Below are 23,189 nucleotides of genomic sequence, written 5' to 3' on the forward strand. Positions count from 1 at the left end.
CTACGTCTTTGATCGTCAAGACTTTAGCAAAGATTAACGCCATGGCAACCGTGTTCGGTGCCTCAAGCGCATTGAAAACTTATTCGTGACAGGTCATCACAAACAACACACTTTATTGCCTTGCAGTATCACAACCGCTTGAGCGGTTCTAAAGTTGTGCTTTTCCAACAACTTGCAGTATGTCGCGCCACAAAAAAGCCTTGCAGGCGGGCTGGCGCAGGACAAAGGCCGGTGAGTAACTGGCCACCAGAGGAATATTGCTGCCGTTTTCCGTATAGCTGACGACGCGGCCGCGCAATTTCGACAGGGGCTGGTCCAGATTCAGAACGCTGGTCACCGCCGATGCGCCGAGTAGCAGGATGGCCTTTGGCGCCGCAACGCGGACCAAGGCGTGGATAAACGGCGCATTGAGGGCCTGATCCTCATCGGTCAAAGGCCGCCCACCGGCTGTCCGCCAGAAGACGCACGGCGCCAGCATGGTCTTGTCCGTCAGGCCGGCCGCCTTGAGCGCCGCATCGATCAGCGCACCGGGCTTGCCGGCGAAGGCCTGCCCCGACGAATCTTCTTCCGCGTCCGGAATTTCTCCGACGATCAGAAGCTCAGCTTGTTCCGCGCCGCGAAAGCGCACGATTTGGCGCCCGCCTTCGTGGCGCATCGGCATCTGCTGAAAGCCTTCCAGCTCGGCGTACAGGCTGTCCAGGGACCGGACGGCCGCGGCGCGCTGCCTGGCGTCGTGCAGGACAGCGCCAATATCAAGATTGGCAAGGCTTTGCGGGCGTAGATTGTTGCTGGTGTGACCGCCCTGCTGCGGTGTCACGGGGAATTGCACAACTGCCCCTGCGGCACGCTGAATTTGCGTTTTGCTTTCCTGGAGAGTCCGATTAAGAGGTTCGGCTTCATACAGGTCGTCCAGCTCATGGTCCGCCAGAAAGCCGAGATAGCTTTCCATCTCTTTGCGGAGATCGTCGGGGAAGATCATGAAGCGGGGAACCTGACAGGGTACGGGCGAGGGTCACTCATAGGCACTTCTTGCGCCCAGTTCAATGCAAAGAGGCGCGTATCGCCTCGAGACGAGAGAGAAGCAGGTCATGGCGGACACGTCCGGGCAGGATATCGAGCGCGACGCGATGGAATACGATGTGGTCATCGTCGGCGGCGGCCCGGCAGGGTTGTCGGCGGCTATCCGGCTCAAGCAGCAGGCTGCAAAGACCGGCGCCGAGATCACTGTCGCCGTGCTGGAAAAAGGCTCGGAAATCGGCGCGCATATCCTTTCGGGCGCTGTCTTTGACCCGTCGGGCCTCAGCAAGCTTTTCCCGAACTGGAAGGAGATGGGGGCCCCTTTGGACACGCCCGTCACCGAAGACAAGTTTATCTATCTGGGCCCCCAGGGTGCGCTCGATGTCTCCTGGCTGCCCAAGCCGGCCTATATGGATAATCACGGCTGCTATGTCGGCAGCCTTGGCAATCTCTGCCGTTGGCTGGCCGAGCAGGCCGAAGGCCTGGGCGTCGAAATCTATCCCGGCATGGCCTGTTCGGAAGTCCTCTACGACGCCGATGGCGGCGTGGCGGGCGTCGTCGCAGGCGTCTTCGGCGTGGCACGCGATGGCCATCACAAGCCGGATTATCAGCCGGGCCTGGAACTGCGCGCCAAGTACACCTTCTTTGCCGAGGGCGTGCGCGGCTCGCTGTCGGGCGAGGTCATCCGCAAGTTCGAGCTTGACGCCCATTGCGACGTGCAGAAATATGGCATTGGTATCAAGGAGTTATGGAAGGTTCCTGCCAAGAACTTCAAGCCGGGCCTGGTCCAGCACACGCTTGGCTGGCCGCTCGATGACAAGACTGGCGGCGGATCCTTCATGTACCACTTTGGCGACCACTATGTGTCGGTCGGCTATGTGGTCCATCTGAACTACAAGAACCCGTACCTGTCCCCGTTCGATGAGTTCCAGCGCTTCAAGACCCACCCGGTCGTGCGCGAAACCCTGGAAGGCGCGACACGCGTCGCCTACGGCGCCCGCGCCATCAACGAAGGCGGCTATCAGTCCGTGCCGCGCCTGGTCTTCCCGGGCGGCGCGCTGATCGGTTGCTCGGCCGGCTTCGTCAATGTGCCGCGCATCAAGGGCAGCCACAACGCCATCAAGAGCGGCATCCTGGCCGCCGATGCGGCGTTCAAGGCCATTCATTCAGGTGAACCGCCGCGTGTGCTCGAAGCTTATCAGACGGCCTACGACCATTCCGACATCAAAAAGGAACTGCGCCTCGTCCGCAACGTCAAGCCGATCCTGACGCGCTTTGGCACGACGCTGGGCACGCTGATCGGCGGCATTGAGATGACGGTGACCAATATCCTCGGCGGTTTCAGCCTGTTTACCGGCACCGGCGCACTCAAGCATGGCAAGAACGACGCCCAGTCGATCCGGCCGGCGGCAGAGTGCAAGCCGATCACCTATCCCAAATATGACGGCGTCCTGACTTTCGACCGGCTGTCCTCGGTGTTCATCTCGGCCACCAATCACGAGGAAGACCAGCCCGTTCACCTGAAATTGAAGGACCCGCATATCCCCATCGACATCAACTTCGCCAAGTACGCGGAGCCTGCCCAGCGCTATTGCCCGGCCGGTGTCTATGAGATCGTTGGCCTGGAAAACCGTGAGCCACGCTTGCAGATCAACGCCCAGAACTGCGTGCACTGCAAAACCTGCGACATCAAGGACCCGACAAACAACATCGTCTGGGTGACGCCCGAAGGCGGCGGCGGTCCGAACTATCCAAACATGTAAAGATGCGTTAAAGGTTTTGCTGTTGGGTGATGTGGGCGTCATTATCTTAGGCAGGACTACGTAGTGAAAAAGCGTTTGGTAGGTTCGACGGCCCCGGCTGTTATCGGGATGGCTTTGGTGTCTGTCGTGCTGGCGACGTCCGCAACGGCGGCTCCACAGCAGGCAGCACAGGACTCCTATGGAAACTTCCTGGTTGGGCGCTACGCCATGGCCATGGGCGACGTCGGCACGGCCTCGCGCTCGCTGACCTCGGCATCCGCCGGCGATCCGGCCGAAGCCGACCTGCGCGAAAAAGCTTTCCTGGTCGCGATCCTCAACGGCGATATCGACAAGGCCCAGACCATCACGCCGCAAGGCACCACGGGTGTCAGTCGCCTGATGGGCGGTCTGGTGACCGCAACCACAGCCGTAAAGGTCAATAAGCCGGCAGTGGCCATTAAGGCCCTGGACGCTGTACTGAAAGCCGAGAGCGACGAGAAGACGGCTTCGCTGCTGCGTCCCTACGTCCAGGCGATGAATGGCGACTGGAAGGCGGCTTTCGACGAATCCGGCGATGCGGCGCTGAACGCCAGCGATCGTGGCCGGTTGCTGGTCTATCTGATCAAGGCCGAGCGTGCGCGCCTCTATGAGATGAAGGGCCGCATCAAGGATGCCGACGCCCTCTATGCCTCGCTCTATCAACCGGGCGCGGCCAGTTTCGTCTTCGGCCCCGACTATGCCGGCTTCCTGGAGCGCCAGGGCCGCAAGGACGAGGCCCGTATCGTCTGGAAGGCGATGGCCGAGTCCTCGGGCGACCCGGTGTCGCGTCAGTCGCTGGTGCGTCTCGATACGCCAGGCGCCAAGCCGACGCCCTTGCCCGACCTCAAGACCAGCATGGCCCAGGCCCTGCTGTTGTCGGCGACGCTCTATTCCAGCGATCGCGACAGCGAAATGGCCCTGGCGTCACTGCGCTTGTCGCTCTATCTCGATGCGACGTCGGACCGCGCCCGCATCTTCCTGGGCCAGATCAATCAGGACCTGAAGGATTCGGCGGCTGCTGAAACCGCCTGGGCAGGTGTCACAGCCGGATCCCCTTATGCCGGCGAAGCCACCCTGCGCCGGGCCTGGTCCTTGCGCGCCCGCAACGAAAACGACGAAGCCCTGGCCCTGGTCGACCAGGTTCTGGCGGGATCGCCCGACGACATCGCCTTTGTCGCCGAAAAGGCCGATATCCTGCACGCTCAGGGCAAGGACACAGAAGCGCTTAAGGTCCTGAATGACCGCACGACGCGCGCCGGCAATGACGACTTCACTTGGCAGGCCTGGTTCATCCAGGCCGTGGTGAGCGACTCGCTCGACAACTGGAACGCTGCCGAAGCCGCCATCACCAAGGCGCGCGCCTTGGCGGGTGACCGGCCGGAAATCCTGAATTTCATCGGCTATGGCTGGATCAGCCGCGACCTGAAGGTCAAAGAAGGCATGGAACTGGTTCGCCAAGCCATGGCACTGAGCCCGCGTTCCGGCGCTATCGTCGATTCGCTCGGCTGGGGTTACTATAAGCTCGGCGACTATGAGCAGGCGCTCAACTATGTCGAACAGGCCGTCCAGATGGATCCATCCGATCCCGAGATCAATGAGCACCTGGGCGATGTCTATCTGGCTTTGGGCCGTAAGACCGAAGCACGTTATGAGTGGCAGCGTGTACTGACGCTCGATGCAACGCAAAAGAGCACGATATCGGTGCGCGCCAAGCTTGACGCCAGCAAGGACAAGGCGCCGACCAGCGTCGGCATTTCCCAGCCAGCCGCCGGCGCTAAGTCCGAGACCGCCTTCAATGACAAGGCCGACAAGACTAAAGCCCAGTGACTTTGAGACGACTGGCGCCTGCCAAGGTCAATCTGTATCTGCACGTGGCCGCGCCTGATGCGCGCGGCTACCATCCCCTGCGCAGTCTGGTGGCGTTCGCGGACATTGGCGATGAACTGCAACTTATTCCGGGTGGTAAGGGGCGTTTCGAAATCGATGGCCCTTTTGCTGAAGGCTTGAGCACCGGAGAAGACAATCTGGTCATGAAGGCTGTCCGTCTCTTCGAGGCGGAAACGGGCAAACCGGGCAAAGCTTTCGGTTACCGCTTGACCAAGAATTTGCCCCTGGCGTCGGGAATAGGGGGCGGCAGTGCAGATGCTGGCGCCATTCTACGCCTGCTGCGGGGGGCGGAATCCAAGATAACGGACAAATCTCTCGCGGCTATCGCCGCACGGACAGGTGCTGACGGTGTCATGTGCCTGTGGTCCAAGGCCTGCATAGCCGAAGGCTACGGTGAAAAACTCAGTCCAATAGTCCTGCCGTCTCTGCCATGTGTTCTGATCAATCCGGGTGTTGAGTGTCCGACACCGGAAGTCTTCCGTGCCTACGACTCTGCAGGAATCCACCTGCCTATGCATACCCGATGGCATGGGGAGGGCATTATTCCTGCCGAGATGTTGGGCGAGCGACACAACATGTTCATGACCGTCGGCGGCAAATGGCCGGCCAAGGATGTGATCGAATATTTAGCGATGACACGCAACGACCTGGAGACGCCTGCTGTCGCGCTCAAGCCGGTTATTGGGGATGTGCTTGCATCGCTTCGCGCCGAACCGCAAACGCGTTTTGCCAGAATGTCTGGTTCCGGGGCAACTTGTTTCGCCCTGTGCGACACTGCCGACGACGCGTCACTGCTGGCTGGGCATTTGCGCAAAACGTGGCCAAAGGCCTGGGTCCAGGCCTGTACCTTAAGCTAGGCCGCCATTGAGGCGCGCTTGGTACGCATTGCCTTTTCGACCTTGATGTCGGGATCGTTGAGAAATTTTCGATAAGCGACGGAATCAACAGGGTAAATAGCGATCTTTCCGTTGCCGTTGTAGTGCGCCCCGAAACCGTGGCTCTTGGTCAGGGGCGAGGCGCGCATGCACGGATGGCCCTTGGAGAAGAACTCGGCGCGATGGGCGTCGCGGTGCTCCGGGTCAATGTGGTTTTTCAGGCAGTAGACTTCGAAATTGAAGCTGTCGAGATCGAACTCGTACGGATGCTCGCTCAGCAGATCGTAGTGCAGGCGGGCAATGGTCCGCACATCGCTCTTTTGCGGCGGCACCGTGCTCATGGTGGCCGGACTGTCGTCGGCGATGGTGATGAAGGTATTCGCGATCGTCATGCGGTGACCCCCGAATGTATTTTAAGTCCCTGAAACATAAGCGAAGGCTAATGCTGGGCAGAATAAAAATACGATACGAATGCGTAGGCTTAACGTGACGAGAATACGCCTTTTTGGCGAATCGTCCAGCACAGGATTAGACACGGTATGGCGATAACGGCAGTGCCCATAAAGAAGGTCGAGTAGGCGTCGAACAGACCAAGGGAGGGTGTGAGGGAATCGACGATCTGGCCGTTGAAGCCCTTGAGGAATTTACCCGTGAGGGCGGCGACGCTGTACATCAGTGCGTAGTGCGTCAGGGTATGGTCGCGGCCGGTCATGCGCGTCATAAAAGCGACCAAAGCGGTTTCGGCGATGCCGTTGGAAAAGTTGTCGGCGACCAGGGTAAAGGCGAAGACGCCCAGGGAGCCGTGCGACACCGACATCCAGGCAAAGCACAGGTTCGACACCGGACCGATCAGGGCGCCGAGGATAAAGGTGCGTTGCAGGCCCAGAAACAGCAGACAGGAGCCGCCGGCGGCTATGCCGGCCAGCGAGGCCCATAGCCCGACGCTGGCGCGCATGGCGGCGATGGCGTCGGAGTCGAGACCCGTGTCCTGATACATGGCCGGCGCCAGGCTGGTGAGGTAGTCGGGCAGGCGGTAAAGCGCCAGGGTAGCCAGGATAAGGCCTGCCGTGCCCTTGTGTTCCTGGAAGAAGCTGACGAAGGGATCGACGATAATCGCCTTGAACGACCGTGCTTGCGCCTTCAAATGCGTTTCGATTTCTGTCCGGTGCGCGAACAGCGTCGCTGCGACCCCGATGACCAGGAGGGCAGCGATACCCGTGTAGGCAAAGGGCCACCCGGCGCGCTTTGAGATCACGAGAATAAGCGAGTCGGTGACGAGGATGCCGGCGCGGAAGCCGAAGGCATAAAGGCTTGGGTTGACGGCTTGCGTCGCTTCGTCGGTGGTCTGTTCAACCCGCCAGGCATCGACGGCGATTTCCTGCGACGCAGCGGCGAAGGCGACAAAAACGGCGGCGGTCAGAAAGGCCGTCAGTTGCTTTGGACTAATCATTGCCATTGCGATCAAGCCGATGGCGATACCGAACTGGCTCAGCAGCATCCACGACCGGCGCTGGCCGAGGCACCTATAGAGCAGGGGCAGGCGGACCTTGTCCATCCACGGCGCCCAAACGAACTTGAAGCCGTAGAGCAGGCTAACCCATGTCGAAAAACCGATAACCGTCAGGGTGATGTGCTCGGCTCTTAACCAGAAGGCCAGGGTGCCGCCGACCAGCAGGAAGGGCAGGGCGCACGAAAAGCCGAGCCCCAGCAATATCCACGACTGCGGTTTGCGCAGCGCGTCAGCGACGTGGCGCAGGCGGGTTTCCAGCGAAGGTTTGACATCGGCGTCGACCATTTTGGTATGTCAGCCGATTCTTGTGGTGCCGCAAAGAGACCCCACCACCACTCGCTTCGCTCATGGTCCCCCTCCCCAAATCTATTGGATTTGGGGAGGCAGGTATAAACGATGAATGCTTGCCCTATGCTTCTGCCTCCCCAAATCCATAGATTTGGGGAGGGGGACCGCACGAACGAACGTAGTGAGTGAGATGTGGTGGTGGGGCCTCTTAAACAGCCAAAGCGCTAATTTTTTCTAGGGTTTGGGCTTGCGGGGGCAGGCGGGCGTCAGTATGGTCCGGGCCAAATTTTCGGGCATATTTTCGGCTATGGCTTCTCAAGAACCCCTATCGTTTCAGGACCTGATCCTGACGCTTCACCACTACTGGTCCGAACAGGGCTGCGTCATCCTCCAGCCCTATGATATCGAGGTCGGCGCGGGTACGCTGCATCCGGCGACCGTCCTGCGGGCGCTGGGTCGCAAGCCGTGGAAGTGCGCCTATGTCCAGCCGTCGCGCCGCCCGGTTGACGGCCGCTACGGTGAAAACCCGAACCGCCTCCAGCACTATTATCAGTACCAGGTCATCCTGAAGCCCAATCCGGAAAACCTTCAGGAACTCTACCTCGGCTCGCTGAAGGCCATCGGGCTTGATACCTCCTTGCACGACATCCGCTTTGTCGAGGACGACTGGGAAAACCCGACGGTCGGCGCCTGGGGCCTCGGCTGGGAAGTGTGGTGCGACGGCATGGAAGTCACCCAGTACACCTACTTCCAGGGCGTTGGCGGTATCGAGGTCGACGTCGTGTCGGGCGAGTTGACCTATGGTCTGGAGCGCCTGTGCATGTACCTGCAGAACGTCGACAACGTCTACGACCTGAAGTTCAACAAGGCCGGCGTCACCTATGGTGAGGTCTTCCTGGAAAACGAGCGCCAGCACTCGGCTGCCAACTTTAGCGGCTATGACGTAGACGGCCTGAAGCGCCGTTTTGAGGACATGGAGCGCGAAGTGTCGCGCCTGCTGGGCATGACGGGACCGCAGGGCCAAGCCCTGGTCCTGCCGGCCTATGACCACGTCTTGAAGGCCTCGCACCTGTTCAACCTGATGGACGCCCGCGGCGCCATCGCCGTCGCCGAACGGCAATCCTATATCGGCCGTATCCGCGACCTCTGTAAGGCCTGTGCCCAGGAATGGGCGCGTCAGGAAGAAGCGCGCATGCCCTCAAACAACGAAGTGGTAGGGCAATAAAATATGCCGCAATTATTGATCGAACTGCAATCCGAAGAAATCCCCGCCCGTATGCAACTGGGCGCGGCGCGCGATTTCGAGCGCCTGTTCGGCGCCAAGCTGACCGCATCCGGCCTGACCTATGACGCCATCAAGGCCTATGTCGGTCCGCGCCGTCTGGCGCTGGTCGTCGATGGCCTGCCGGTCGAGACCGCTGCCGTCACCGAAGAGGTCAAGGGACCCAAAGACGGCGCGCCGGAACAGGCCATGGCCGGTTTCCTGCGCAAGGTCGGCCTGACGCAGGACCAGTTGACGCTGGAAAACGGCGTATGGCTGGCGCGGATCGAAAAGCCGGGCCGCAAGACCGCCGATAGCCTGGCCGGAATGCTGATGGAAGTCATCCTGGCCTTCCCGTGGCCGAAGTCGATGCGTTCGGGCACGTCCAGCTTCCGCTGGGTGCGCCCGTTGAAGCGCATTCTGTTCCTGTTCGATGGGAGTGTCATTTCGTTTGAACTCGAAGGCCTTGTCGCCGGCAATCAGACGGTCGGACATCGCTATCTCAGCTCGGGCGAGCCTTTCGCTGTCAGCGATTTCGCCAGCTATCAGAAGGGCTTGGCGGACAATTCTGTCATTCTCGATCATGCCGAGCGCCAGGCCGTCATTCTCGACAAGGCGCGCGCCGTTTGCGAAGCCGCCGGCTGTGAACTGATGGACGATCAGGGCTTGCTGGAAGAAGTGGCTGGCCTGAACGAATGGCCGGTGCCGATCCTGGGCGATATGGATCCGCGTTTCCTGACTCTGCCGCCGGAAGTCATCAAGACCTCGATGCGCACGCACCAGAAGTACTTTGCGGTGCGTGACAAGGCGACCGGCAAGATGGCGGCGCACTTCGTTATCGTCGCCAATACCAAGGCGGTCGACGGCGGCGAAGAGATCAAGCGCGGCAACGCCAAGGTGCTGTCGGCGCGTCTGTCGGACGGCGTCTTCTTCTGGACCGAGGACAACAAGGCCGGCAATTTCGATGGCTGGCTGGAACGCCTGAAGGGCACCACCTTCCACGTCAAGCTGGGCACCATGGCGCAGCGTGTCGAACGCATCACCGCTTTGGCGAAATACATCGCGCCGCTGCTCAAGGCCGATCCAGCCGTAGCGGGTGAGGCCGCGCGTCTGGCCAAGGCCGATCTGGCGTCAAAGATGGTCGGGGAATTCCCGGAACTTCAAGGGGTTATGGGCGGATATTACGCTGACGCTGCAAAGCTTCCGGCCGATATCGCCAACGCGATCCGCGAGCATTACAAGCCGCAGGGACCGGGTGATACTATGCCCGAAGGTGCCGTTAGCGCGACTGTCGCCCTGGCCGACAAGATCGACACGCTGGTCGGTTTCTTTGCCATCGACGAAAAGCCGACGGGATCGAAAGACCCCTATGCCCTGCGCCGTTCGGCGCTCGGTATTCTGCGTATCCTGCGCGAACACGATGTCCGACTGTCGATGAAGGCGCTGGTCGAAGCCTGGTTCGCCAATGTCGGCGCGGGCCCGCAAGGCGTCCGTCAGGCCGCTGATGTAACTGCGGAAATCCTCGACTTCTTTACCGATCGCCTGAAGGTGCAACTGCGCGAAGACGGCCGTAATCACGAAGTCATCGACGCTGTCCTGGCTAACAAGGACGACGATATGGTCAGGGTTGTCGGCCGTATCGACGCGCTCGATCGCGTTCTGCAGATGCCACAGGGCCAGGACGCTTTGGCGGCGCACAAGCGTGCGGCCAATATCCTGGCCGCCGAAGCCAGGAAGGGCGTCTTGCCGCAAGGTGAAGCCGAGGTTCTTGCAGGTGCCCCGGACGTCGAAATCGCCTTGATTCAACAGTTGAAAACACAACAAGGCGTGGTCGAAAAACTGCTTAATGCAGAAAATATATATGAGGCCTTGCTAAGCGTTGCTGCATTGCGGCAAAATGTCGATGCATTCCTAGATGGAGTCCTGGTCAATGCGGACGATGCGGCTGTGAGGGCCAATCGTTTGAAAGTCCTCGGTCAAGTCTGTGCTCTGTCCGAAGATATCGCGGATTTGAGTCGTATAGCGTAATCACGTCCCAAGTGCCCGGGCGTGAAGTAATCGAAAACTTATAAACAAAACAGCTAGTTTTCGACCAAGCGTACCTAACCAAAACGCTGTCAGTGAAGAGGGAAAGTTTCATGACAAAGCACTGGGTCTATGCCTTTCAGGCGGGGAAGGCGGATGGCGATGCCACCATGAAGGAACTGCTGGGCGGTAAAGGCGCGAATCTCGCTGAGATGTCGTCGCTGAACCTGCCGGTTCCTGCGGGGTTCACCATAACGACCGAAGCCTGCGTCCACTATTTTCGCAACGACGCTCAGTTGCCCGAGGGCCTGATCGACGAGGTCGAGACCAACCTGGCCAGCCTTGAAAAGGTCACTGGCAAGGGCTTTGGCGACGTGAAAAATCCGTTGTTGGTCTCTGTGCGCTCTGGAGCGCGCGCCTCGATGCCGGGCATGATGGACACGGTCCTGAACCTCGGTCTCAACGACGCCACGGTCGATGGCCTGGCCGAGCTGACCGGCGACCGGCGCTTTGCGCTCGACTGCTACCGCCGTTTTATCACCATGTATTCGAATGTGGTGCTGAACGTCTCGCACCATACTTTCGAAGACATTCTGGACGACCATAAGGATCGTCTGGGCATCAGCGTCGACACCGACATCCAGGCCAAGGACTGGGAACGCATCATCGCCGACTACAAGGCGATGGTTCGCAATGAACTGGGCCGCGACTTCCCGCAGGATCCGAAAGACCAGCTCTGGGGCGCCGTAAAGGCCGTCTTCGGATCGTGGATGAACGACCGCGCCAAGTTCTATCGCAAGATGCACGACATCCCCGAAGACTGGGGCACAGCCGTGAATATCCAATCGATGGTATTCGGCAATATGGGCCTGACCTCGGCAACTGGCGTGGCGTTTACGCGCAACCCGTCGACCGGTGATGGCGACCTCTATGGCGAATTCCTGCTGAACGCCCAGGGCGAAGACGTGGTGGCGGGTATCCGCACGCCGCAGGCCCTGACGCGCAAGGCCCGTGAAGAAATGGGCGAGCGTTCGCCGTCGATGGAAGAGTCGCTGCCGGACGTATTCGCGCAGTTCAAGACGACCGTCGATAAGCTGGAGAACCATTACCGCGATGTGCAGGACGTGGAGTTCACCGTAGAGCAGGGTAAGCTCTACATGCTCCAGACTCGCAACGCCAAGCGCACCTCCAAGGCCGCGTTGAAGATCGCTGTCGATATGGCCAAGGAAGGCCTGATTACGCCCCAAGAAGCGCTGATGCGCCTCGACCCGGGCAGCCTTGACCAGCTTCTGCACCCGATGCTCGACCCCAAGGCCGAGAAGATCGTCGTCGCCAAGGGCCTGCCGGCATCGCCGGGCGCGGCTTGCGGCAAGATCGTCTTCACGGCTGACGATGCCGTCCGTCTCGCAGCCGCCGGCGAAGACGTCATCCTGGTCCGCGATGAAACCTCGCCCGAGGACATCCACGGCATGCACGCCGCCAAGGCCATCGTCACGGCGCGCGGCGGCATGACCAGCCACGCGGCGGTCGTCGCTCGCGGCATGGGCCGTCCGTGCGTTTCCGGCGCCGGCGAGATGCAGATCTATTCCGATCGCGGTGAATTCGTCGCACGCGGCCAGACCTTCCGCCACGGCGAGGTCATCACGCTCGATGGCTCGACCGGCGAAATCATCAAGGGCGCGGTCCGGATGATCGAGCCCGATTTCTCGGAAGACTTCCACCAGGTCATGGCCTGGGCGGATGAGTTCAAGCGCCTGGAAGTCCGCACCAATGCCGAAACGCCTTCGGATGCCCGCACCGCGCTTGGCTTTGGCGCCAAGGGTATCGGCCTGTGCCGCACCGAGCACATGTTCTTCGATGATGAGCGTATCACCGCCGTCCGCGAAATGATCCTGGCTGACGACGAAGCCGGCCGCCGCAAGGCGCTGGCCAAGATCCAGCCGATGCAAAAGGCGGATTTCGTCGAACTGTTCAAGATCATGGACGGCCTGCCGGTGACGGTACGCCTGCTCGACCCGCCGTTACACGAATTCCTTCCCCATTCGGAAGAAGACGTGAAGCATGTGGCCGAAAGCACAGGTGTCGGCGCCGACAAGCTGTACAAGCGCACCAAGGAACTCAGCGAAGCCAACCCGATGCTGGGCTGGCGCGGCTGCCGCCTTGGCATCACCTTCCCGGAAATCTACGAGTCGCAACTGACGGCGATCTTCGAGGCCGTCGTTGAAGTCGCTGCCGCCGGCGGTAACCCGATCCCGGAAATCATGCACCCGCTGGTGGCCACGTCACAGGAAATGGCCAAGCTGTCGGAGATGACCCACGCGATTGCCAAGGCGGTCTTTGCCAAGGCCGGCCGTGAGGTCGCCTACAAGACCGGCACCATGATCGAACTGCCGCGCGCAGCCCTGCTGGCCGACAAACTGGCGCAATCGGCCGAGTTCTTCTCGTTCGGCACCAACGACCTGACCCAGACGACCTACGGCATCAGCCGTGACGACTCGGGGAGGTTCCTGAACCCGTACATCGAAAAGGGCATCTTCGAGAAAGACCCGTTCGTCAGCCTGGACCAGGAAGGCGTCGGCGCCCTGATCGAGATCGCCACCGCCAAGGGCAAGTCCACGCGCCCCGATATCAAGCTTGGTATTTGCGGCGAACATGGCGGCGACCCGGCGTCGATCGCCTTCTGCCACAAGATCGGCCTGGCCTACGTGTCGTGCTCGCCCTATCGCGTCCCGGTGGCGCGTCTGGCGGCGGCGCAAGCGGCGATTGCCGCGGCGAAGTAGGCTTTAGGTACAATCTGGCCAAACTGTCAGGGCCGGGGTGAGGGCGTCATGCCACACCCCGGCCTTTGCATTTCCGAATGGTTAAGAAATCTCGCCTGTGAGGTGTTCGCACTGGTTGTCTGACGCAGTTAAACGCGATACAAATCGTTAAGACAAAAAACGAGGGGTGTCTTATGAAGGCCGGAGCCATTTGGATGGTGGGCGTTACGGGGCTGGTGGCCCTGGGCGCGGTTGGACTTTACCAGACCCTGCCGGGCGTCGAGACGGGCGTCCGCGAAAAGGTTTCGCGCACCCTTGCCGATAAAGGCCTCGACGACGTTCGTGCCACGGTTGACGGTCAAACCGTTACCCTGACGGCCATGGACAATGATCCCGACTCCGCCCGCAAGCTGAAAGACGCCGAAAAGGCCATAGCCGCCATCGACAGCTCGAATATCCCCGCCGGCCAATATGCCCGCCTGGTCACCGACATTCATGTCGGCAAGGTGCTGGAAGGCACGCCGCGCGCCGTGGCCGCGGCCGATGCCGCGCCCATGATGGCCGCAGGAGCCGCGCCGTTCACCGTCAGCGGCGAAAGCGCGACGACGATCGACACGGTTTCCGCCAGCCGTCCAGCGGTCGCCGGCAGCGGCGCCGTGCCAATCAGTTCCAACGTGGCGCAAGGTTGCGAAGAACGCATCCTGGCGGCCATGGGCACCCGCAAGCTGAGCTACGTCTTCGGTAGTTACGAGCTGACCCCTGAAAGCCAGGTCGTCCTTGATGACGTCTACAAGACGATGGCGTCGTGCCCGGCCGAACTGAAGCTTGAGGTCGCAGCCTATACCGACAACGCCGGCGACGCGGTCGCCAACCAGCTGATTTCCAAGTCGCGCGCCCAGGCGGCCGCTTCGGCGCTGATCTCGCGCGGCCTGCCCGAAGACCGGGTTTCGGCTGCCGGCTATGGTGGCGGGCAGCCTGTGGCCGACAATGCGACGCCGGAGGGCCGCGCGGCCAACCGCCGCGTCACCTTCCATGTAACGGCGGGATAAGGAGAGGGCCATGCTGCATCTGATCTTCGAACTGCGCTGGCTGTTGCTGGGCGCCGCCGGCCTTGGTCTTCTGACCGGCTTCTTCGCGCGTAAACTGGGTTAAGGGACGCCTCCATGCTGAACATGACGTTGCAATCGATCATGCTACTGGTCGCAGCCTTCGGGGTCTTCGCGATCATCGGCTGGCTGGTCGCCGGCAAGCGCAAACCTGCCGCCAGGCGCGTAAGCGCATTCGACAATTTTGAGGTCATCGAAGGCGGTGCTGTAGCGGCTCCGGCGCGCGCAACGCCTGCCGATGTTGTGCATTATGACGTCGCCAAGGCCGCCGAACAGTTCACCTCGGGTGTTGTATCGGCGCCCCGTGAGGCGCATTCGGCGGATGTCCTCCGCATCGAGCCCCGCCTTGCAGAAACACGGCATGCCGACGTCACCAAGCCCGCCTATGCGCCGCCGGAATTCACGCCGCGTGTCGATACATCGACCCTGCGCATCCATCCGCACGCCGACTTTCTTGACACCAATCTGCAAGGCCGCGTTTCCAGCCTGGCCTCGATGACGCCGGACAGCGTCGAAGCTGCCGTCCAGCAAGCGGGTTCCGGCCTTGAGCCCATGCGTCTCGACGGACCGCGTGGCGGCATCGATGACCTGACCGTCATTTCGGGCGTCGGGCCGGGCAACCAGCAGGAACTGAACGAACTCGGCATCTACCACTACTGGCAGATCGCTTCGTGGACGCCGGAAAATGTCGCCTGGGTGTCCAACCGCATCCGCTTCCCCAAGCGCATCGTGCGCGAAAACTGGATGTCGCAGGCCGCCAAGCTGTCAAAGCGCATCTAGGCGTTTCACGCAGAAGCAATGTGCCCAAAGTGTGCAGCGGTTTTTGGCTTAACGTTGCGATAAAAGCCTAAAGGCTGGATATCCGCGCCATTTTCGGTATAAGGCGCGGATGCCTTTAAAAGTAGCCATAGTCGGCCGGCCCAATGTCGGCAAATCGACCCTGTTCAATCGCCTCGCGGGCAAGAAACTGGCCATCGTTGATGACCGGCCCGGGGTCACGCGTGACCGCCGCTATGCGACCGGCCGTTTGGGGGACATTGACCTCGAGCTCATCGACACTGCTGGTTTCGAAGACCTCGATGACGAAAGCCTCGAGTCGCGGATGCGCCGCCAGACCGAAAAGGCCATCGTGGAATGCGATGTTGCCTTCTTCGTCGTCGATGCCCGCGAAGGCGTTACCGCGCTTGACCGCATCTTCGCCGATATCCTGCGCCGCAGCGATACGCCTGTCATCCTGATCGCCAACAAGGCGGAGGGTTATCAGGCCGCCGCGACCGCAGAAGAAGCGCGTGTCCTGGGCTTTGGCGAGCCGCTGCACCTGTCAGCGGAACACGGCGAGGGCATGTCGGAGCTTTACGAGGCCGCAGAACGGTATCGCCAACTGGTCGAAGGCGACTTTATCGCCGATGACGAAGAGGGCGACGAAGACGACGACACCAAGCCGATCCGCATCGCCATTATCGGTCGCCCCAATGCCGGCAAGTCGACCCTGATCAACAAGATGTTGGGCGAAGACCGGCTTCTGACCGGTCCCGAAGCCGGCATTACGCGCGACTCCATTGCCGTTGAATGGGAATATGACGGCCGTCAGATCCGCCTGGTCGATACCGCCGGCCTGCGCCGCAAGGCGCGCGTGCAGGAAAAGCTGGAGAAGCTTTCGACCGCCGATACCATCCGCGCCATCACTTTCGCCGAGGTCGTCGTACTGGTGATGGACGAAGCCAATGCGTTCGAGACCCAGGACCTGCAGATCGCCGACCTGGTCGAACGCGAAGGCCGCGCCCTGATTTACGCCATTTCCAAGTGGGACCTGGTCGAGGCGCCGCACGCCCGTCTGGCGGAAATTCTCGAGACGTCCGAACGCATGCTGCCGCAGTTGAAGGGCACGCAACTGATTACCCTGTCGGGCGCGACCGGCCGGGGCGTTGATCGCTTGATGCCGGCTGTCCTGAAGGTCCACCGCAACTGGTCGGCCAAGGTGAAGACTCGCGATCTCAACGACTGGCTGGCCTTGGCGGTGCAGAGGCATCCGCCCCCTGCCGTTGACGGCAAGCGCATCAAGCCGAAATATATGGCGCAAATCAAGGCAAGGCCGCCAACGTTCGTGCTGTTCGCGTCGCGCGCCTACGCCATGCCGGACCACTATCGCCGCTATCTTATCAACTCGATACGGGAATCGTTTGATCTTCCGGGCGTGCCGATCCGCGTAACGGTCAAGGCCAACGCCAATCCCTTCGTCGAGGGCGAGCCAGGCGCTGGTCCGCCGCGCATCCGCGCCAAGCCGAAATCCAAGCCGGGCGCCAAGCCGGCGCACCCGAACCGCGTCCGTCAAAAGCCGAAGGGCGCCGAACCTGCCGCCGCCAAGGTCAAGGCCAAGCCGCGGGCCGAAGCCGCCAAGGCCAAGAGCTTCCGTGCGCGTCCCGCTGGTCCGAGCACCAAGCCGGGGGCTGCCGGTCCCGGTGGTCGTTCGGGCAAGCCCGGCGGCAGGAAGCGCTAATACCGCATGCTGAGCCCGCTGTTGCCGGATAACGAAGCGGTCCGGGCGCTCAACAACGCGTTTGCGGCCGAGACCTCGCATCTTGAGGCTGGCGACTGGTCGCGTCTGGTTGCTCAGGCGCGCGTGGCGGTGTTCGCCACGCCTGAGGACGCCTTCGTGCTGGTGCTGGATCAGGACGCCGATTACGACAGCCCGAACTTCCTGTGGTGGAAGGCGCGCCGCAAACGGTTTTTGTACGTCGATCGTGTCGTGGTGGCTGCAACCGCGCAAGGCCGTGGACTGGGCAGCCAGCTTTATGCGCATGCCATGGATGAGGCGCGTTCTTTAGGCTTTGATCGCATTGTCTGTGAGATCAATATCGACCCACCCAATCCCCGCTCGGTCGCCTTTCACACGGCGCTGGGGTTTGCGCCCGCCGGCGAGCAGCGGCTGGCGAATGGCAAGACGGTCGGCTACTTCGAACGCGTGCTATAGCCGTTCCAGCACCCGGCCGAGGCGGGCCAGCATCTCATCGATATCGGTCGTTGTGACGTCGAGCGGCGGGCGGAAGCGAATGCTGTCGGTGCCTGCGCCAAGCAGGATCAGGTTTTCCGTCTCCAGCGCCAGATCGACCAGGCGCGCCTTGTTGCCGGCACCAAAGACGGTGAAGCCCTGATAGAGGCCTAAGCCCCGGACATTGCCGATCTTGTCCGGGAACTGACCCGTCAACGCCGTCATGCCGTCGATCAGATAGGCGGTCTTGACCGGAACGGCCCCAAGCAGGGCCTCATCCTCGACGATCTGCCATTCCTCGACGAAGCGGACCATGTCGGCCAGCGCGCCTCCCCAGGTCGAGTCGAGCACGCCGATATCCTGCATCGAATTGAGCATGTAGACGACGCCATTGCCGAACTTTTTCGCGGTCGCCACCGCATGCGGCGGGTAGGGGACGTCGAACAGGTCGATGGCGAAGACCTCGCCGGTCTGGCCACCCGAGGTCTGAACCTCGTCCAGGCCCCAGCCGATATCGTATCTGTGGCATAGCTCCGATAGTCCACGGTAGAATTCCGGCATGGCCAGACGATGGCCACCGGCGCCTTGCAGTGGTTCCAGGATCACACCGGCGATTTCATCGCTGTGCTGGCGCATCAGGAAGTCGAGGTTCGACAAGGCCTGATCGACCGCCGCCAGGTTTTCGGCGTGGCTGCGGCGCGTATCGACACCCGGGAACGGGACCTGCAGATTGCCCTGTATCAGGCCCTGGAAATCGCGCGTAGCGACGGGATCGTTGGCAAGCTTGGTTATGTTGAGCGTGTAGACCGTGCGGCCATGAAAGGCCTGGTCAAAATAGATGAAGCGGTGGTTTAATACCGCATTTCCGCGCGCCTTTTGTTTGTGGTGGTGGAGATTGATGAGATATTTCATCATGTTCTCAACCGCTTCGGCGCCGGAATTGACGGCGTAGACCTCGACGCGGCCGCTCTTGGTCATGCATTTCGGCGCCAGGCGATGCAGCAGGCGGTAATAGGCCAGGCACTGCGGCGTCAGGAAATCCGGATTGGCCATCTTGGTGTTGGCGGCCGTGACCAACCGGCGCATATAGTCGGCTTCATAAAGGCGCGAGTGGTTGTAGCCCAGCAGCCGCGAGCCGTAGAGGCCGGTCCAGTCGCACAGCCGCTCACCGTCAACGGTCGCCAGTTCTAAACCCTTCGACTGTTCAAGATCGACGACAAACGGATAGGGTTCAGCGATGACATAGGTCGACAGTTCGTCGAGCATGGCGGCGCTGAGTGGACCGGGGAAGACGGGGCGAGGGGCATGAGCAGTCATGTCCCGAGGTTAGTATCAAAAATTACAAATTGAAAGAAAATTTGCTCAATTTGGCTGCGGTATTGTGCAAATTGATTTAAGAGGCCCGCGCCTTGGTCCAGTCGCGGAAATCGACCACGTCGCCGGGAGGCTTCTGCGCCGGATCGGCCAACTCGAGCATCAGGGGCACGATTTCGTCCGGATGCGGGATCGACATCGGGTCTTCGCCAGGGAAGGCGGATGCACGCATACGCGTGCGCACCGGGCCGGGGCTCAGGAGCGCCGCGCGGACATTGGTGATTTCCAGCTCGTCATTCCAGGCGCGAACCAGCGTTTCCAGCGCCGCCTTGGCAGCGCCGTAAGGGCCCCAGAAGGCGCGGCCGTGGGTGACACCCTGTCCGGTGGTAAAGAACACGGCGCGGCCGGCCTCGGATTGACGCAGCAGCAGCTCCAGCGCGCGCATCAAACGCCACGACGCGGTCAGATTGATGGCGAGGATCTTGTCGAAGTCCTTGGGCTCGTGATGCGTGACGGGCGACAGCGTGCCCAGCAGACCGGCGGCGTGGACCAGGGTGTCGATGCGGCCGAAGCGCTCATAAAGCGCCGCCGCCAGACGGTCGCAGGCATCGCCATCGGTAAGGTCGAACGGGATCAGCGTGGCGTGCTGACCGGTCGCGGCGAAGATCTCGTCGTCCAGGTCCTCAAGGCTGGCCTTGGAGCGGGCGCAAGCAATGACCTGGGCGCCGGCCTTGGCGAGACCCAGAGCGCAGGCGCGGCCAATACCACGCGATGCGCCGGTTACGAGGGCGATGCGGCCGGTTTGCGATGTCATTCAGGCAATCTCTTAGTTCGCGCTGGCCAGCAGCGACAATTGATGTCCGGGCGATTCCGCGTCATCGAGCGCGTTTTCACGGTCGGTAAGGCGCGTCGGATAGTCGCCGGTGAAATAGTGGTCGGTGAATTGCGGGCAGTCCGGATCGCGGCGGTTGTGACCCATCGCCTTGTACAGGCCATCGACCGACAGGAAGCCAAGGCTGTCGCATTCCAGCATCTGGCGCATTTCGTCCAGGCTGTGGTTGGCGGCCATCAGCTTGTCGCGGTCCGGCATGTCGATGCCGTAGAAGTCCGGCCACATGATCGGCGGGCTGGCCGAACGCAGGTGGACTTCCTTGGCGCCGGCTTCGCGGACCATGCGGACGATCTTGACCGAGGTCGTGCCGCGCACGATCGAGTCATCGATCAGAATGACGCGCTTGCCTTCCAGAACGACGCGGTTGGGTGAGTGCTTCTTGCGCACGCCTAAGTCGCGGATGTTCTGGGTCGGCTGGATGAAGGTCCGGCCGACATAGTGGTTGCGGATGATGCCCAGTTCAAACGGCAGACCCGATTGTTCCGAGAAGCCGAGCGAGGCGGGAACGCCCGAATCCGGCACCGGTACGATGATGTCGGCGTCGGCCGGATGCTCGAGCGCCAGTTGGCGGCCCATGGCCTTGCGGACTTCGTAGATCGACTTGCCGTTCACGACGCTGTCGGGGCGGGCGAAATAGACATATTCGAACAGGCAGGGGCGCGCCGGGCGGCTGTCGAACGGCTTGAACGACTTCAGGCCGTTCTCGTCGATCTGGACGACTTCGCCGTGTTCGACGTCGCGGACAAAGGTCGCACCGATCATGTCGAGCGCGCAGGTTTCCGAGGCGAGGACGTAGGAGGTGCCCAGCTTGCCGATCACCAGCGGACGGATACCCAGCGGGTCACGGGCGCCGATCAGCATCTTGCGCGTCAGGGCGACGAGGGCGAAACCGCCTTCGAGGTTCTGCATGGCTTCCATGAAGCGATCGATGATCTTCAGGCCGCGCGAACGGGCGATCAGATGCAAAATGACCTCCGAATCGGAGGTCGACTGGAAGATGGACCCTTCGGCGACGAGCTTCGTCCGCAGGTGCATGAAATTGGTGAGATTGCCGTTGTGGGCAATGGCGATGCCGCCCTGGTCGAGATCGGCGAACATCGGCTGGACATTGCGGATAAACGACCCGCCGGCTGTCGAGTAGCGCGTATGGCCTATGGCGGCGTTGCCTTGCAGGCGTTTGGTCAAGTCGGCGCCTGTAAAGACGTCGCCGACAAGGCCGTGTTCGCGCTCGATATAGAAGCGGCGGCCATCGCAGCTGGCCAGACCGCAGGCTTCCTGGCCGCGGTGCTGGAGTGCGTGCATACCTAGGACCGTTACGGCGCTGGCGTCTGCCATGCCGTAAATACCGAAGACCCCGCATTCAAGGCGGGGCCTGTCGTCTTCGATGTCGCGGGACACCTGTTGAGTATCGATGAGGTCGGACAGGTCAAGCTGTGCAGGCAGCATGGCTTCTCTTTTCAAAAACGCGAAAGAACTGTCCTACACATATAGGGACAGAGTCTTACTTTTCCACTCCCGGCACGTCATCGACGGCGTCGGTGCCTTTCGGAAGTACGGCCTTGATCATCTGGGCCGACCGAACGCTCAAGGGATAGACCTTGGCGTTGACGAACCACTTCGGCTGGCGCTGAATAGGTGTGACGGCGGAAAAAATCAAATGGAAAAAGCCAATAATCATCAGTGTCCAGAGGAGTCCGATCAGGACGCCCAGGCCACGGTCGACATTGCCGAGTCCCTTTTGCTTATGCAGCTTGTCCGACAGGGCCTGACCAAGGTAGCGCAGGCCCATGAACAGGATGATAAAGACGATAAAGGCAGCGATATAGCCGGTCAGGTCGTCGAGATGGAAGGCCTTCTGCAGGAAGCTCTTGGACATCACCGCCAGAGGAATGGCGATAAAGAAGGCAGCCAGGTTGACAATCTGGCGCAGGGCGCCGGTCGAGAAGCCATAAAGGCCGAAAACGGCTAGCAAAGCCAGAAAGATGAAATCGTAGAATTCCACTGTGAACGCCCCCTGATCACCGGCGGTCCGCCCGCCGCTTCATAGGCTTTGTAGATATCATCGATCCCTCGAATTAACAACACGCGTTAACCTTTTCGGTTGCCGGGTGATCAGGCGTCGACCGGGAGCAATCCCGAAATTGCTTCCGACAAACTATTGAATCCGTGGATCTTCAATGGCGGGTTCTCCATTGCATTCTGAGCGGTTACCGCGCTTGAGAAGCCGAGCTTGAGCGCCTCCTTTAGACGGCCCTCGGTACGGCTGACGGTACGGACATCACCCGACAGGCTGATTTCGCCGAAAACAACGCAGTCGCGCGGCAGGGGCGTATCCGTCAGGGCCGAAATGAGCGCCATGGCGGCGCATAGGTCGGCGGCGGGCTCAGAGATGCGCATGCCGCCCGCGACATTGAGATAGACGTCCTTCTGGCCGAAGGCGACGCCGCAGCGTGCTTCAAGTACCGCCAGGATCATGGCCAGGCGGCCCGAATCCCAGCCGACGACAGCGCGGCGCGGCGTGCCATAGGCCGAAGGCGCCACAAGCGCCTGGACTTCGACCAGCACCGGACGCGAGCCTTCGATACCGGCGAACACTGCCGAGCCCGAGGCGCGCTCACTGCGGTCGCCGAGGAACAGGGCGGATGGGTTCGGCACTTCGCGCAGACCCGAATCGCCCATTTCGAAGACACCGATCTCGTCGGTAGCGCCAAAGCGATTCTTGGTGCCGCGCAGGATGCGAAACGGATAGCCGCGCTCGCCTTCGAACGACAGGACGGCGTCGACCATGTGCTCGACGACGCGCGGTCCAGCGATCTGGCCTTCCTTGGTGACGTGCCCAACCAGAATGACCGAAGTGCCCTTCTTCTTGGCCAGACGCACCAGTTCGCCGGCGCAGGCGCGCACCTGCGATACCGACCCTTGCGCGGCTTCGACGGCGTCGCTCCACAGGGTCTGGATCGAATCGATGACGACCAGGTCGAACTGTTCGCGCTTCAGGGCTTCGAGGATGGCGCGCAGGCCGGTTTCGGCGGCCAGGTCGACCGGCGCCTTCGACAGTCCCATGCGGGCGGCGCGGCCCCGGATCTGTTCGACGGCTTCTTCACCGGAAATATAGGCGATGCGCAGGCCCTGGTTAGCGGCGCTGGCCGTCACCTGCAGCAGCAATGTTGATTTGCCGACGCCGGGGTCACCGGCGATCAGTATGGCCGAGCCCGGCACGACACCGCCGCCGCAGACGCGATCGAACTCAGAAATGCCGGTGATCATGCGGGCAGGGGCTTCATCCACGCTGTCAAGCGTTTCGAATTGCAGCTTGTTCAGGCGGGAGATTTTGCCAGATTCAGGCTTCAGACCGCCCGGCGGAGTCGAAAACGTCTCCTGGACCAGCGTGTTCCAGGCATTGCACCCGGTGCACTGGCCGCTCCACTTGCTGTGGACGCTGCCGCACGATTGGCAGACGTAGGAGATGTGGTCACGGGCCATGG

The 23,189-nt window shown here is 61.4% G+C and carries 18 protein-coding genes; 10 read left to right on the forward strand and 8 right to left on the reverse strand.

Going from position 1 to position 23,189, the window contains the following annotated elements; translation table 11 throughout:
• Positions 1–148 precede the first annotated feature (148 nt).
• Entirely contained in the window at positions 149–979 is an 831-nt protein-coding gene (locus AC1DON_RS12995) for a uracil-DNA glycosylase (RefSeq protein WP_476935222.1), read from the reverse strand.
• A gap of 109 nt (positions 980–1,088) precedes the next feature.
• Between AC1DON_RS12995 and AC1DON_RS13000 the strand changes: the two genes are divergently transcribed.
• The 3 genes from AC1DON_RS13000 to AC1DON_RS13010 all read left to right on the forward strand — a co-directional run bounded on the left by AC1DON_RS13000 (position 1,089) and on the right by AC1DON_RS13010 (position 5,542).
• Complete coding sequence (locus AC1DON_RS13000) at positions 1,089–2,780, forward strand: electron transfer flavoprotein-ubiquinone oxidoreductase (RefSeq protein WP_476935223.1); 1,692 nt, start codon at positions 1,089–1,091, stop codon at positions 2,778–2,780.
• A 63-nt stretch (positions 2,781–2,843) separates the two neighbouring features.
• Positions 2,844–4,625 (forward strand): tetratricopeptide repeat protein, encoded by a 1,782-nt coding sequence (locus tag AC1DON_RS13005; RefSeq protein WP_476935224.1) that lies wholly within the window; start codon positions 2,844–2,846, stop codon positions 4,623–4,625.
• The gene (locus AC1DON_RS13010; RefSeq protein WP_476935225.1) at positions 4,622–5,542 is read left to right on the forward strand and encodes a 4-(cytidine 5'-diphospho)-2-C-methyl-D-erythritol kinase; all 921 of its coding nucleotides are present in this window, start codon (positions 4,622–4,624) and stop codon (positions 5,540–5,542) included. The genes AC1DON_RS13005 and AC1DON_RS13010 overlap by 4 nt, the downstream gene beginning before the upstream one ends.
• On the opposite strand, the gene AC1DON_RS13015 is transcribed toward AC1DON_RS13010, so the two are convergent.
• Both AC1DON_RS13015 and AC1DON_RS13020 read right to left on the reverse strand, forming a co-directional pair.
• Positions 5,539–5,952: a DUF6157 family protein gene (locus AC1DON_RS13015; protein ID WP_476935226.1), complete on the reverse strand. Its 414-nt coding sequence runs from the start codon at positions 5,950–5,952 to the stop codon at positions 5,539–5,541. The genes AC1DON_RS13010 and AC1DON_RS13015 overlap by 4 nt on opposite strands.
• Before the next feature lie 89 nt (positions 5,953–6,041).
• A complete protein-coding gene (locus AC1DON_RS13020; protein ID WP_476935227.1) occupies positions 6,042–7,355 on the reverse strand; it encodes an AmpG family muropeptide MFS transporter in 1,314 nt (437 codons plus the stop codon).
• Positions 7,356–7,665: 310 nt separating this feature from the next.
• On the opposite strand from AC1DON_RS13020, the gene AC1DON_RS13025 reads away from it, so the two are divergent.
• The 7 genes from AC1DON_RS13025 (at position 7,666) to AC1DON_RS13055 (ending at position 17,480) form a co-directional block, all read left to right on the forward strand.
• The gene (locus tag AC1DON_RS13025) at positions 7,666–8,583 is read left to right on the forward strand and encodes a glycine--tRNA ligase subunit alpha (protein WP_476935228.1); all 918 of its coding nucleotides are present in this window, start codon (positions 7,666–7,668) and stop codon (positions 8,581–8,583) included.
• Between the two features lie 3 nt (positions 8,584–8,586).
• Positions 8,587–10,647: a glycine--tRNA ligase subunit beta gene (gene glyS, locus AC1DON_RS13030; RefSeq protein WP_476935229.1), complete on the forward strand. Its 2,061-nt coding sequence runs from the start codon at positions 8,587–8,589 to the stop codon at positions 10,645–10,647.
• A 110-nt stretch (positions 10,648–10,757) separates the two neighbouring features.
• Positions 10,758–13,424 carry a pyruvate, phosphate dikinase gene (gene ppdK / locus AC1DON_RS13035; protein WP_476935230.1) on the forward strand — a complete coding sequence of 889 codons (2,667 nt, stop codon included), beginning with the start codon at positions 10,758–10,760 and terminating at the stop codon, positions 13,422–13,424.
• Positions 13,425–13,597: 173 nt separating this feature from the next.
• Positions 13,598–14,452 carry an OmpA family protein gene (locus AC1DON_RS13040; RefSeq protein ID WP_476935231.1) on the forward strand — a complete coding sequence of 285 codons (855 nt, stop codon included), beginning with the start codon at positions 13,598–13,600 and terminating at the stop codon, positions 14,450–14,452.
• 114 nt (positions 14,453–14,566) lie between these two features.
• On the forward strand, positions 14,567–15,289 hold the full coding sequence (locus tag AC1DON_RS13045) for a hypothetical protein (protein ID WP_476935232.1): 723 nt from the start codon (positions 14,567–14,569) through the stop codon (positions 15,287–15,289).
• Positions 15,290–15,398: 109 nt separating this feature from the next.
• Complete coding sequence (gene der / locus AC1DON_RS13050) at positions 15,399–17,006, forward strand: ribosome biogenesis GTPase Der (RefSeq protein ID WP_476935233.1); 1,608 nt, start codon at positions 15,399–15,401, stop codon at positions 17,004–17,006.
• 6 nt (positions 17,007–17,012) lie between these two features.
• On the forward strand, positions 17,013–17,480 hold the full coding sequence (locus tag AC1DON_RS13055; protein WP_476935234.1) for a GNAT family N-acetyltransferase: 468 nt from the start codon (positions 17,013–17,015) through the stop codon (positions 17,478–17,480).
• Here AC1DON_RS13055 and AC1DON_RS13060 read toward each other — a convergent pair.
• The 5 genes from AC1DON_RS13060 to radA form a co-directional block, all read right to left on the reverse strand.
• The gene (locus AC1DON_RS13060; RefSeq protein ID WP_476935235.1) at positions 17,475–18,815 is read right to left on the reverse strand and encodes an aminotransferase class III-fold pyridoxal phosphate-dependent enzyme; all 1,341 of its coding nucleotides are present in this window, start codon (positions 18,813–18,815) and stop codon (positions 17,475–17,477) included. The genes AC1DON_RS13055 and AC1DON_RS13060 overlap by 6 nt on opposite strands.
• A 76-nt stretch (positions 18,816–18,891) precedes the next feature.
• Positions 18,892–19,626 carry an SDR family NAD(P)-dependent oxidoreductase gene (locus AC1DON_RS13065; RefSeq protein WP_476935236.1) on the reverse strand — a complete coding sequence of 245 codons (735 nt, stop codon included), beginning with the start codon at positions 19,624–19,626 and terminating at the stop codon, positions 18,892–18,894.
• 12 nt (positions 19,627–19,638) lie between these two features.
• Complete coding sequence (gene purF / locus AC1DON_RS13070) at positions 19,639–21,150, reverse strand: amidophosphoribosyltransferase (protein ID WP_476935237.1); 1,512 nt, start codon at positions 21,148–21,150, stop codon at positions 19,639–19,641.
• A gap of 55 nt (positions 21,151–21,205) precedes the next feature.
• Complete coding sequence (locus AC1DON_RS13075; protein ID WP_476935238.1) at positions 21,206–21,706, reverse strand: CvpA family protein; 501 nt, start codon at positions 21,704–21,706, stop codon at positions 21,206–21,208.
• A gap of 110 nt (positions 21,707–21,816) precedes the next feature.
• On the reverse strand, positions 21,817–23,187 hold the full coding sequence (gene radA, locus AC1DON_RS13080; protein WP_476935239.1) for a DNA repair protein RadA: 1,371 nt from the start codon (positions 23,185–23,187) through the stop codon (positions 21,817–21,819).
• Positions 23,188–23,189: the final 2 nt, after the last annotated feature.

The sequence above is a fragment of the Asticcacaulis sp. P4_H10 genome (genome assembly GCF_056400965.1).